This window comes from Methanolinea sp., assembly GCA_030055515.1.
Taxonomy (GTDB): Archaea; Halobacteriota; Methanomicrobia; order Methanomicrobiales; family Methanospirillaceae; genus Methanolinea_A.
The window spans coordinates 120,265-132,116 of the sequence record JASFYI010000005.1; the positions used below are offsets into that span (position 1 = coordinate 120,265).

General features: G+C 64.6%; 7 protein-coding genes and 1 pseudogene. 3 read left to right on the forward strand and 5 right to left on the reverse strand.

All coding sequences use genetic code 11. From position 1 onward, the window contains the following. Positions 1-5: 5 nt before the first annotated feature. From QFX32_09040 to QFX32_09050, 3 genes are all read left to right on the forward strand, one after another. Positions 6-1,403, forward strand: a complete 1,398-nt coding sequence (locus tag QFX32_09040) for a PAS domain S-box protein (protein MDI9634179.1) — start codon at positions 6-8, stop codon at positions 1,401-1,403. 99 nt (positions 1,404-1,502) lie between these two features. After that, a complete protein-coding gene (locus QFX32_09045; protein ID MDI9634180.1) occupies positions 1,503-3,113 on the forward strand; it encodes a PKD domain-containing protein in 1,611 nt (536 codons plus the stop codon). 130 nt (positions 3,114-3,243) lie between these two features. Further along, the gene (locus tag QFX32_09050) at positions 3,244-4,467 is read left to right on the forward strand and encodes a PKD domain-containing protein (protein MDI9634181.1); all 1,224 of its coding nucleotides are present in this window, start codon (positions 3,244-3,246) and stop codon (positions 4,465-4,467) included. Positions 4,468-4,521: 54 nt separating this feature from the next. Here QFX32_09050 and QFX32_09055 read toward each other — a convergent pair whose 3' ends face one another. From QFX32_09055 to QFX32_09075, 5 genes and pseudogenes are all read right to left on the reverse strand, one after another. Further along, on the reverse strand, positions 4,522-5,706 hold the full coding sequence (locus tag QFX32_09055; protein ID MDI9634182.1) for an ORC1-type DNA replication protein: 1,185 nt from the start codon (positions 5,704-5,706) through the stop codon (positions 4,522-4,524). Positions 5,707-5,804: 98 nt separating this feature from the next. Then, positions 5,805-7,178 (reverse strand): hypothetical protein, encoded by a 1,374-nt coding sequence (locus QFX32_09060; protein MDI9634183.1) that lies wholly within the window; start codon positions 7,176-7,178, stop codon positions 5,805-5,807. After that, complete coding sequence (locus tag QFX32_09065) at positions 7,179-9,764, reverse strand: MoxR family ATPase (GenBank protein ID MDI9634184.1); 2,586 nt, start codon at positions 9,762-9,764, stop codon at positions 7,179-7,181. Between the two features lie 532 nt (positions 9,765-10,296). Next, positions 10,297-11,239: pseudogene (locus QFX32_09070) on the reverse strand (IS5 family transposase). Positions 11,240-11,287: 48 nt separating this feature from the next. Beyond that, positions 11,288-11,852: transposase (locus QFX32_09075; protein ID MDI9634185.1), on the reverse strand; the 565-nt coding region annotated here is incomplete at its 5' end.

The window sequence follows — 11,852 nt, forward strand, 5'->3', positions numbered from 1 at the left end:
ACAGGATGAATCCCGCCGCGTCCCCGGGGGAGGATGCACGCCACACGGCCAAGAGGCTGCTCCCCGTGGTCCTGCTCGTCGCGACGACCGCGGCCGGGTTTGCCATCTGCGTGCTCGCCCTCATGGCGGGCTGGCTCACGATCTTCCAGAACGTCCTCTACATCCCGATCATCATCGCGTGCGTCTACTTCCTGCGGCGGGGGTTCGCCGTCTCTGTCGGGATCGCGCTCGGCTACTTTGCGCTGATGGCCCGGTTCTCGCAGGATCCCGCCGTCCTTCAGGGGGCCCTCATCCGGGTCGCGATCTTCGTCCTCGTCGCGGCGGTCGTCACGTACCTCGCCGAGGTCCGGGCCCGCGCAGAGCGGGACCTGCGGGAGGCAAACGAGTACCTCACGAACCTCATCGCGTATGCGAACGCCCCCATCGTCGTCTGGGACAGGGACTACCGGATCACGCGGTTCAACAGGGCGTTTTCCCAGCTCACCGGGATCCCACCCGGGGAGGCGATCGGGTCGCGCATCGGGATCCTCTTCCCCGAGGCGACCCGCGAGTCCTCAATGGAGGTCATCCGCCGGGCGACCGCGGGAGAGGCAATGGAAGTCGCCGATATCCCGGTCCTCCAGCGGACCGGGGAGGTGAGGACGGTCCTCTGGAACTCGGCGAACATCCACGGGCCCGACGGGGTCTCGGTCATCGCGACGATCGCGCAGGGGCAGGACATCACCGAGCGCAAGAGGGTGGAAGAGGCCCTCCAGATGGCGAACAGGAAGCTCAACCTCCTCTCCTCCATCACCCGGCACGACATCAACAACCAGCTCACCGTCATCCAGGGCTACGCGGCGCTCCTCTCCGAGGAGCGGCTCGACCCGGCGATACAGGAGAGGGTGGGGGTGATCGCGAGGGCCGCGGAACGGATCGCGGCGATCATCCGGTTCACGAAGGAGTACGAGAGCATCGGCGTCCACGCGCCGGCGTGGCACGACTGCCGGCAACTCGTGGATACCTCGGCCCGGGAGGTCTCGCTCGGCGACGTGCGGGTCGTAAACGACATCCCCGCGGGGCTCGAGGTCTTCGCCGACCCCCTCATCCACAGGGTCATCTTCAACCTCGTGGACAACGCCGTCCGGTACGGGGGGAAGGTCACGAGGGTCCGGTTCGCCGCCGAGGAGGCTGGTGACGGATGCACGATCACCTGCGAGGACGACGGGCACGGCATCCCCGCGGAGGAGAAGGAGAAGATCTTCGGGAGGGGCTACGGGAAGAACACCGGGATGGGCCTCTTCCTCTCCCGCGAGATCCTCGCGATCACGGGGATCTCCATCCGGGAGACCGGCAGGCCGGGAGAGGGTGCACGGTTCAAGCTCCTCGTCCCCCGCGGGAAGTACAGGGTTGCTTCCACGTGACCGCGCTCCCCCTCCCGCAAAGTGCGATCGTTTCACCGGGGGGAGGGAATGTTTATTTATATAGGGATCTCTCATCTCATCCAGAGCAAAGGTGAGACCATGAGAATCCCCCTATTCATGCTCCTCGCGTGCGGGATCCTCGCGTCCTGCATGGTGACACTCTCCTGCGTGGCGGATGAACCCCAGGAGTTCCCGGGCGATTCACCGTCATGCGACACGTGCGGCACAGTCCCGCTCGGGGACGGTGACGACGGCGTTCCCCCCGGCAACGGGCAGGGTGGGGATGAGCAGGGTGACGGTGATGCCGGCGACGCGGGCGAGATCGTCGTCCTCCCGGAGGACGAAGGGGTTCCCGGCCCCGTGTGGGCGTTCCCCGATCCATCCTGCGTGGTGCAGGGCGAGCCGATCTGGATCCACGGCACCGCGGAGGGCAACCCGCCGGTCGTCGCGGTCTGGATCTTCGGGGAGGGGTACTTCTCCTACACGACCCTCGAGGTGACCGGGAAGGGGACGTTCGACCTCGAGATCCCGGGCGAGGAGACTGCAACGCTTTCCCCCGGCGACTACTTCGTGATCGCCCAGCACCCGATGGAGAACGGTGCCCTCGACGTCTCCCCGGACGAGACGATGGAGAGGGTGTGCAGCACCTCGCCCGAGCCCGGGACGGTCCTCTTCCCGCTGAAGGGCGATGGCGCGCTCGCGGGGCAGGAGGCGTTCGAGGCGGTCCTCGGGGCGATCGAGGATCCCGCGGTCGACGACGTCGCGTTCGCGTTCAAGTTCCCGGTCGATACCGTGGAGGCCACGGGGGACGAAGGGGGAGACAGCGAAGCGGAGCCGATCTCCGAGCCGATCCCCCTCAAGCAGGTGAACGCGACACCGGCAGCGAACTTCACGGCGTCCCCGACCACGGGCCCCGCCCCGCTCGAGGTGACCTTCACCGACACGTCGGCGGGCGTCGTCCACTCGAGGTTCTGGACATTCGGCGACGGGACGACCGCGTGGAGCAACGGGAGCGCGACCGTGACCCACGTGTACGCGTTGCCCGGGAACTACTCCGTCTCACTCACCGTGGCAAACGACGGGGGCGAGGACACCCTCGCGCGGGACGACCTCGTCCGCGTGGCGCCGTCCGGACCGCGGCCGATCCCGTTCTTCACGGCGAACAGGACGTTCGGGGTCGCCCCGCTCACCGTCCAGTTCACGGACAGGTCGAAGCGCGGGCCGCTCGCGTGGCACTGGGACTTCGGCGACGGGAACACCTCGTCCGAGAAGGACCCGGTCCACACCTACGCGTCCCCCGGGACCTACACGGTCACCCTCACGGTCTGGAACAGCGGCGGGAGCGCGACCGCGTCGCTCCCCGTCATGGTGCGGGCAGCGCCGGTCTTCCCGGTCCCCACGCCGACCGTGACGATCCCGCTATTGCCCACCATCTCCCCGCGCCCGACCCTCCCGCCGCTCCCCGGCCAGCCGCCGGTCGCGTTCTTCAAGGCGAACGTGACCATGGGCAGGGCCCCGCTCGCGGTCCAGTTCACCGACATGTCCTTCAATGCCCCCACCGCGTGGGCGTGGGACTTCGGTGACGGGGCGAACTCCACCGAGAGGAACCCGGTCCACGTGTACGTGCTCCCCGGGACCTACACGGTCACCCTCACGGTCCGCAACGCTGCGGGCGAGGGATCGACGCAGAGGCCGGTCTTCGCGCGGTGACCGGCACTCCCCCTCCCCTTTTTCCCCCTTTTCCCGCTCCCCGGGCCCTCCCCGTACCCCGCACCCGGTTTTCCCGCCCGGGAAACACTTTTTACTTCCCGTACCTCCATTCCTTATCGTGGTGGCGAGAATGCGTCTCTGTCTCCCCGTGCTCTTCCTCCTGATCGGAATCCTCCTCTCCCCGTGCACCGCCTCGGACGAACCCGCGGACGGGACCGTCGTTCCGGCCGACGCCGGCGGCGGGGTCGCGGGCATCGCCGAGGCCGCGAGGGGCGGGCCCCCGCTTCCCCCCCGCGCGGACTTCGCGGTCTACGGGCCGACGACCGGCCCCGCGCCGTTCCGCGTCCAGTTCTTCGACAACACGTCCGGGACACCCCCGTTCCGCCACCGGTGGGACTTCGGGGACGGGGGTGCCTCGACCGAGATGAACCCCGTCCACGTCTACACCCAAAATGGCGTCTACACGGTGACGCTCGCCGTCGAGGGCCCGTACGGCTCTGACAGCGTGGCAAAGGAGGGCTACATCCGGGTGATGAACGCGACCCCGGCCGCAAACTTCACGGCGTCCCCGGCCTTCGGTCCCGCCCCGCTCGAGGTGACCTTCACCGACACGTCGGCCGGCGTCGTCCACGAGAGGTTCTGGGAGTTCGGCGACGGGACGACCGCGTGGAGCAACGAGAGCGCGACCGTGACCCACGTCTACACCCTGCCCGGGAACTACACGGTCTCGCTCACCGTCCGGAACGAGGGGGGCGAGGATCGGCTGGCGCGCCCCGGCTGCGTCACCGTGCTCCCCTCGGGCCCGCCCCCGATCCCCTACTTCGTCGCAAATCCCCCCTTCGGCTTTGCGCCGCTCACCGTCCGGTTCCGGGACATGTCGGTGCGGTCGCCCACCGCGTGGTTCTGGGACTTCGGCGACGGGGTGACGTCCACGGAGAGGAACCCGGTCCACACCTACGCGCTCCCCGGGATCTACACGGTCGCGCTCACGGTGGGGAACGCCGGCGGGACCGCGACCTCCACGGGAACGGTCGTCGTGCGGTCACCGACCACGGTCCCCACGCCGGCAACGACGGTCACCACCCCGCCGACGACCCCCGTTCCGCCCGCAAAGCCGCCCGTCGCGTTCTTCAGGATGAACGTGACCATCGGGAAGGCACCGCTTTCCGTCCGGTTCACCGACATGTCGTTCTTTGCACCGGCATCGTGGCACTGGGACTTCGGCGACGGGAACACCTCGTCCGAGAGGAACCCGGTCCACACCTACGTCTCCCCCGGGACATACACGGTGACGCTCACGGTGCGCAACGCCGCGGGCGAGAGCACGACGTCGCGGCCGGTCTTCGCGCGGTGACCGCGCCGCACCATTTTTCGCACCTATTTCCCCGCGGGAGTCCGGGAGAACGCTTCACGCCGCCTCCTCCCCCTCCCGCTGGCCGGGGCACGCCCCCGCATTCCCCCCGCAGGCGGAAACGACCCTCGCGGGGTCGAACCTGACGTGGATCTCCCTCGTCCTGCCCCTCCCCGCCGTCCTCCGGGCGCGGACCGCGATCGCCCCCGCCTCCTCGAGCCTCCGGACCCTCTGGTGGAACGCGGCGTAGCTCATCCGCACCCGCATCGTGACCGCGTCGAAGAGGAGGCCCGCCGTGAGGGGGACGCCGGGCTCGGCGAGGACAAGCCTCGCGGCCTGGAGGAGGATCTCCCGCTCCTCGCCGGAGAGCGCCTCCACGCAGTCCTCGAGCCGGGCATCCCGCGATGCCTCGAACGCCGCCTCCACGTGCCCCGCGGTGATCTCCCGGTCCCCCGCCCTCTCCGCGGCGAGCGCCGCCCTCCGGAGGAGGTCGATTCCCACCCGGAGGTCCCCGCAGGAGACGGTCTTCTCCACGACGAGGTCGAGCACGTCGCCGGGGAGCACGCCGGGGAGGAGTGCGCGGCGGGCCCTGTCGCGCAGGATGCCGGCGACCTCCTCCCTCGCGTAGGGCGAAAACGGGATCTCGGCCGCGTAGAGGACCGAGACGACCGCGGGGTCGAGCGCGCGGGAGAGGTCGGTCCCGGGGTTCCCGACAACGAGGAGGACGCCGGCCCTCGCCCCGGGGTACGCCTCGTGGAGCCGGAGGAGCGCGGAGAGGACCTGGTCGAGGACCCTCCCGGCGAGCAGCAGGTTCGCGTCGTCGAGGCAGACGGAGAGGACGCGCTTCTCCGCGGCAAGGCCCTTCCCGATCCGGTCGAGGACCTCGCGGACGGGGCTGCCGAGGGCGGGCGGGGCGTGCCCGTAGATCGCGGTGTGGATGCGGGAGAGGACCGCGTGGAGCGTCCGCTCGCCCTGGCAGTGGACGTGGACCGGGACGATCTTCCGCGTCGCCTCCTCGACCTCGGCAAATATCCTCCGGACGCAGGTCGTCTTCCCGGTCCCCGGCGGTCCCCGCAGGAGCGCGTTCACGGGCCTGCCGCCGTGCAGCCCGGGCTGGAGGCAGTACGCGATCTCCCGGAGCTGGGAGTCGCGGAAGAGGATCTCCTCGGGGAGGAAGTCTGCCTCGAGGACCTCGCGGTCGCGGAACACGGAGTTCCCGAGCGGGCCGATCACCGGGGCCATGCACGATCGGATCGGCCACCGGCTACTTGAAGGAGAGCGGGGCGCGGGGTGAAAGTGGACGCGGGGGATCCCGCAAGCGGGCCTCGTGCGCACATGCGTCAGGCAAATTCATCCAGTACCTTTCCGAGTTTCTCGAACTCGCCGTACCGGACCGTCCAGAACGAGGGGCCGTCGCGCACCGGAAAGACGGGGACCGCGTCGGAGAAGAGGATGCCAAAGACGGCTCCGCGGCCCGAGAAGAGATATTCGAGCGGTTCGAGGTACCCCCTCGCCCCCTTGAGGAGAGCCATGTACTCGAGGAGCTGGACGAGCCCCTCCCCCGCGTACGCGGGGTCGTCGGTGTACTTCACCTCGCCGACGAGGACCCTTTGCTCTCCCGTCTCCCCGTCGCGGACCTCGAGGAGGATGTCCGGCCTCCCGGACCAAATGGCCGCCGGGGATCCCCCCGTCGCCTCGCAGAAGGCCTCGAGGGCGCGGATCTTCCTCCCGGGGAACGAGTCAGGGTTTCGCAGGGCTGCTCTTGCCTCCTCGATTCCCTCCCACAGGGCATAGTTTCCCGCCGCGTTGTGGAAGATCCGGAACGTCTTTTCCCCCGCCGTCCAGCGCGCGACGCAGCTTTCGCCCTCCTCGAGCGGGTAAAAGACGATGCGTGCACCCCGCTCCCTGTAGTGGCGGATGATCCGCACGACCCAGAAGAGCTCAAAGAGCGCTTCGTCCCTCCCCGGCCTGATGAACGTCTCGTAGAGGAGCCACCGCGCCGTCCCGGGATCCCACTCGTGGGCCATCAGCCGGCGGTAGAAGAGCAGGAGCCGGGCCGCATCCCGGTAGAGGGGGAGCCGGGCCTTGAGCGCGCGGGAGACCATCCTCTCCGTGACCCTTGCCTCCCCGGCGGGGATCCTCCTCATGTACACATTCCCCGAGAGGAGAGAGGGCACAACCCTCCCGAGGTTTGCCTCCCCCACCCATGCCGAGACCCACCCGTACTCCTTCTCCAGCGCTTCCCGCATGTCGTTCTCGAGGATGTCGGAGATGATCGAGACGATCTCCCGGAGGACGAGGTTTTCCGGCGTACCGTACTCGCGCTCAATCCTCTCACAGACATAGCAGGGATTCCTCGAGCCTGGCCTGCACCGCGCCCGGAACGTCTTGTGCCAGTCGATCCTCCCCCGCACCTCCCCCTCGTACTCCTCGTCCCGAGCCTCGACCGTCGTTTTAACCCGGTGCAGCCGTTCCGCGAGGATGCGGGCGAAAGGGATCACGCCGGGGTACTCCTCTCCATCGCTCCCCTCCTGGATACGCTCCGAGAGGACGAAGTGGATGCGCAGGATCTTCTCGAGGGCAGATATCGAAGGAAGGTAGCCCCCCTCCCGGAAGAACGTGGAAAGACCCCTTCTCTCTATTCTCCCCTCCTTCAGGAAGGCGAGGAGGTCGGGCGCGATCTCCTCGACGAGGATCTCTGGGTCGGTGACCATTCACTTCGAGGTTTCCCTTGGGATCCCAAGGAATTCCCGGGCGTATTCCACCATGTACTCCTTGTCCCTCACGCACTGCAAGCCTTCGAGGATTTTGATGAACTCTCTTTGATCCTCCTCGCGGAGACCCTCAAACTGGGGGACGACATACATCACGAGCGCGGACTCCCACCCGTCACGTCCCGAGTGCAGGATGCACCTGATGACGTCGTGGATGATGGCAGGGCCGATCTTCCTCTTCTCGTTGATCCTCTCCCACGCCCCGGCGACCTCCGCTGCCATCCCCTCCGGGAGGTCGATGCCCCACCGCCGCGCATACTCCTCGACGAGCGCCCTGTCGATCCGCGGCGGCACGTTCACGGGGACGAATGCGAAGCGCCGCATGAAGGCGTAGCTCATCTCGTAAAGGCTGCTCTTGTCAAACGTGTTCATCGTCGCGATGATGCGCCAGTCGGGGTGGATGGCGAAAGTCTCCTCCCCGAGCGGGAGGGAGGGGTCAGGCTTCCCGACGATTCTCACGGGCTTCCCGCCGTACTCATAGGGGAGGGTGACGGTGTCCCCCGTGAGCACGGAGAAGAATGCCCCGAATGCCTTGTCGATGTCCGCCCTGTTGATTTCGTCGATGACCAGCCACCGGTTGGCCGGCTCGCCCCCCTCGCCGCGGAGGCACTGGAGGAAGAGCCCCGGGTGGAAGACGAGCCTCCCCTCGCGGTCGGGCCGGTAGCCGCCGATCGTCTCGTACGTCGACCACTCCGAGGACGCCGTCGCGAGGACGAAGTTCCCCCTGCCGGCATACGCCTCGCAGATATCCTGTGCGAGCTTCGACTTGCCCGTCCCCGGCGGCCCGATGAGGATGACGTGCTTTCCGCTCGTGAGCGCGGCGTTCACCTGTGACGCGATCCGCTCCCATTCATCCGGCAAGAAATACAGGCTGGAAGAGGAGAGCCTGCGCCCGCGGAAGTTGACGGCGAGTTTCCCTGCGACCTCGCCCCACACCCGCACCGGCCAAGCAGGGAGCACCTCTCCTCCCGCCGCGATACCCGCGGGGTTTGCGGGCTCTCCCGGGAACGAGAGGGCCTCGAAGACGGGGAAGAGCGCGGAGAGGACGGTGCGGATCCGATCACCCACGTCGTTGGGGATCGCATCGGCACCGTGCCGTTCCGCGAGGATCGTCTCTTTGGACCACGCCCCGAAGTCCCCCGCGAGGATCCTGTCGCGGATGTTCTCCTGGCCTGCGGGATCCTCGTCACCTCTCGGCTTGTTGAACGCGTCGATTTCCGGATTCTCCAAAAGGACGTCCTGCACGAGCCGCTGGACCCGCGGGTCAGACCGTGCCGCCTCCACGTGGGCGCTCCCGACACGGTCCCCGTACGCGAGCCCGTACCTGAGTTGCGAGGGCGTGACCGCGATGAAGAGCTGGGGGACACGCGAGAAGCCCATCTCCTCCCCGTCCCCAGCCTCCCGCGTGATCACGCCCCACGTGTAGGCGTGGACTGCCTGTCCCACGAAGGGGAAGCCCCGCGTCGCGTACCTCCCCGTCGCCCCCCGCGATTGGAGGAAATCGTCGAGGAGCGCCCTGATGACCACGTTGGGAGTCGCCCCGTGCTTTCCCTTGAATGCCCCGATCGCGGGCTTCACGGACTCGCGGTACGCCTCCCTGTACTTCCCCGCTTCCGGCCCCCTGGCGAGGCTTTTGCCGTGGAGACCTTTCTTTTGGACGATGCCCGCGATCGCGATCGCGTCGCGGAATGCCTCCGGCAGGGATCGGGGCTCCTGTGCCCACGCACCTTCCCCGAGAGCGTGGAGGATCGCGCAGAGGGTCCAAGGATCCATCCCCGTTGCACCCGCGAGGGCGAGGAGGACCTCGTTTACCGCGGCGTACGTCGCGCCGGGTGTCGCACCCTCCCTGACGGCTGGGAATATCCCCGCTTTCCGCAGGGCATCCTCGACCGGGCGCGAGAGGACGCCGTATTTGTCGGGGTGGGCGACGTGGAGGATTGCCGACGCGAGATCCACTGCGCCGAATGCGTCGACGCGGTCCGCGACATGCCGCGACTCGTCGAGGAGGAGAGCGAGTCGTTCCCTATAGACCCCTGCATCCCCTCCCTGCCAGCCACCGGGCCCTCTGGGACCAATCCACCCCCTCTGCCGGGCGTACTCGAGGAACGCGGAGAACTCCTCTCCCGTCGTGACAGGAAGGTGCCCGGGCGAGAATACCCGGCCAAACTTCCCCGTGACCTCCGCTTTCGACCCGACGATCTCCCTATGGCCCGGTTCCCCGGGGACCGCCCGGTGGCGTTCCCCGAGTCGTGCGACCGCCCCCTCCCACGCGGTCATCCTGACGATGGGAAAGCCCCTCGCGGTCAGGAAGCGTACTGTCTCCCGCTCCCCGCTGAACGAGTGAGGACCAAGCTCTTTCCCGAGAGCAAATCTCGACGCGAGGGAGACGACGTACTTCTCCGGGTAGAGCTTCCCGCCGTGCACGACCATGTACTCGGCAGCCTGCCTCTCCTTGGGGATGCCCGTTCTGTCTATCTCGCGGAGCGCCGCGAGGACGTGCTCTCGCGTGATTTCCTGAGGAATCATGGATTACTGAATTGTCATGCCTGATTCTATATATAGTCCCCTTACTGGGTCGAACTCAAAATACCGCAAAATTAGCTCTCAATTGACATTTGGGCACACATTCTACAACCCCGAATAAAAGTACAATTGTAAAAACCTCATAATACAAAAAAAATTAAGGAAAAACCGTAAAATTGACAGTACTCGAAGGGAAATACATATTTGAACAACAATGAACTCCCCCATGACAGTAGAACGGAAGGACCCAAAATGGTTCCTCTTGGAACAGGTCCTGGCGATTGTCTCAACACGCCGCGCATAGCAGGAATTTTCAAAATACGAGGTTACTCCGATAAAGACTGCAACCGAAGCGGTAAAAATTGCCATCGTCGCGAGGTTCTTTTTGGTTGACGATTTCGAAAAACCTGTGACATCGAAAGAAAGAGAAGGCTCTCTCGAAATTTGAGAACTCAAAATGGGAGATTTCCCAAAAGATTTCACCAAATTACCTGGTTTTTACCTGGTTTTTTTTAGAAGTCATCGATAGCTCCCGCTACCAAACTCCTTTCCGTTTGCGAGAACCCCACGGGATCAGATTGAACAAAAACGAGGCAAACACGTTTTTGACATGCACCCTCTCTACAGTCGTCACGAGAACGTGATCATGGGGGAATGTCCGTTTGATCACGGCGAAAACCCGTTCAATCACCCTCCGTGTCTTGCTGATCGCACGGTTCCTGCGCTTCTCCCTGATAGTCAGCGGGCAACCCCGGACAGCCCTTTTCACGGTTTTATCGATCGAGGCACGGGGTTTCACTCCGAAATATCCCTTGTCGCGGGACACTGTCTCCCCTAGCATCGGGAGGTCTACCTGGCTATCAGGGACAGATGCAATCGTTGTCTCGATGCGGCAGACCAGGTGATCCTCCCTGTCGATGAGCACGTGGAGCTTGTATCCAAAACAGGGTATCTCTCCTCTTTTCGTCCAGGTCCCGTCTTTATTCTCCGGGTTTTTCCTTCATCCCGCGGTGATGTCCCGGAAGACAGTTTTCCCGGGTCCGCGGTGATGCTCGTTGCATCCTGGATGACTCCACGGGTGATTACAGGACCCTTGGCCGCGATCTGTGCCTGGAAATTATCCCATATCTCCTGGGATTTGCCTGATTCCTTGAGATGTTCGCGGGAGAACCAAGCTATGGAAAAATCGGGAACCCCGTGGAAAAACTTGATGGACTTCCGAAACGGGATGCGATCCGTCACCTGGCGTTCCAGTTCCGGGCCGGAGAAGTTGGAGAGTTCCTGGAGCACGAGGGATTTGACCATCACGACAGGGTCGATATTTGGTCTTCTGCCTTTCCTTTCTTGTTCTTGTAGAGGTCTTCAAGAATCGGGCGAAACTGGTCCCAGTCAATTATCGATTCAAATTCTGAAAGGCGGTCCCCAACCTTTTGTACCCTCTTGCATGCCTCGTGCAAGCCGAATGTTTCGAAGGTCATTGGGGAGTTTTCGATCGGCTGAGATATAGCTTTAACCCCCTCCCCAAATCACCACTCAGCCAACCGCTGTAATTGAATCTTATCGCCAAATCCCAGAGAAATAACGAGCCCGAGTAAAAGTACATTCAGGCAGACCGTCTTTTTCACAGATCGCGTTGTATATTTGTGGATCCTCTTCAAACCGAATGCATTTTTCGCCATTTTGAAGACATCCTCGATGAGGGATCTCTTCTCCACGAGTTGGATCTCGTCGCGGAGGTACATCACCAACCGACGCGCCAGGGAAGTGTATCTCTGGACGAGCTGTTTCGCATCAGACCTCCCGAAAATCCAGAGGGGAAAATTGAGTTTCCTGAGCAGTTTGGGTAATGAGAAGTTCCTCTTGGCGAAGATCGCCGGGACGATGCTGAACTCGAAGATTCCCTCCACGTAGTTATCATACGCGTCGTATCCCTTGTCAAAGACGATTGTATCACCGATCCGGGCGATTCTGCGCCTTTTCAATTCACTCACGATTTCACGGAAAATGGTGGAGTCGTGGGGAGATCCCGGATGGAGCAGGAAACAGACCGGCCGCAGGGAATGCGCATCGAGTGCGAGAGTGAGTTTGTAG